This is a genomic window from Oleiphilus sp. HI0061 (assembly GCF_001635675.1).
This window is the reverse complement of record NZ_LWFE01001197.1, coordinates 1-1,014: the sequence shown is the minus strand read 5'-3', so window position 1 is coordinate 1,014 and position 1,014 is coordinate 1. Positions and strand designations below refer to the sequence as shown.

At 40.6% G+C, this 1,014-nt stretch carries 2 protein-coding genes; one reads left to right on the top strand and one right to left on the bottom strand.

Translation table 11 applies throughout. The features are described from left to right. Nucleotides 1-163, bottom strand: a 163-nt coding sequence (locus tag A3735_RS29105) for an NAD(P)-binding protein (protein WP_156499748.1), incomplete at its 3' end; no start/stop codon positions are given. Nucleotides 164-325: 162 nt separating this feature from the next. Here A3735_RS29105 and A3735_RS18545 point away from each other — a divergent pair. Next, on the top strand, nt 326-859 hold the full coding sequence (locus A3735_RS18545; protein WP_068513060.1) for a PadR family transcriptional regulator: 534 nt from the start codon (nt 326-328) through the stop codon (nt 857-859). Nucleotides 860-1,014: the final 155 nt, after the last annotated feature.

The window sequence follows — 1,014 nt, the reverse complement described above, 5'->3', positions numbered from 1 at the left end:
TGTAGCCACCTGCGGTATAGTGCTGTTCTAGCACACAAACCTTCTTTCCCAACTTTGAGAGTAAGGCCGCATTTGCCAGGCCACCTATTCCGGAACCAATAACAATCACATCATAATGATCATCTGCTTTGTTTTTTCTATATCGAGTTCCAGTTCGCACCATTATTTCTCTCCACTGCATCAATCAGTCAAAAACACAAAAAACCAAGCTCACGACAAGCTCATTATTTCGACATATTACCTCGCAAACAAATTATTATGCAACTTATTGCATATTGAAAAATAATATATACTAGCCAATGTCTATTCAATTTAGAGCTGAGCCATGTCCTTAAAACACGCCATTCTCGTATTATTAGAAACCGAACCAGGCAGCGGTTATGACCTATTAAAACAATTTAAAGAAGGACTAGGGTATTTTTGGAATGCAAGCCACCAGCAAATTTATCAGCAACTAAAAGTTCTTTTAGAGCAGGATTTTATCTCCTGCAACAATATAAAACAGACTGATAAACCCGATAAAAAGGTTTACGACATCACAGCAAAAGGCGTTGAAGAGCTCAAGCAATGGCTATCGGCGCAGGTAAAACCGAATAAAACCAATGATGCCCTCTTGGTAAAGGTTTTTGGCGGCCACCTTATCGATCAAAACAACTTGTTAGAGGAAATTGAAGCGCATCAAGCGCTACACCAAAAGACATTACAAAGCCTTCTATCGATAGAGCAGAGCTACTTAAGCCTGCCCCCAGAGAAGCAAGCCAACTATAAACTTCCCTACCTTACACTAAGGCGCGGAATCATTGGTGAACAAGCCTGGTTAAGCTGGGCAGAGGAAGCCTTAGAGTCGATCAAAAAATAATCAAAGCTTTTTTTCTCAAATCTGCGTATAATTGCCGCCCTTTTATTCTGTCCTCGCGTCAGAACCATTTTATCGATAGGCATTCCTAACTATGACAGACTCCACGCCTCAATTTGAGCAACTTGGTCTCCCCGAAAATATCTTAAAAGCCGTAA

Excerpts from the sequence above, each read along its gene's own strand:
- A3735_RS18545 (WP_068513060.1), top strand. The coding sequence starts at position 326 with ATGTCCTTAAAACACGCCATTCTCGTATTATTAGAAACCGAACCAGGC.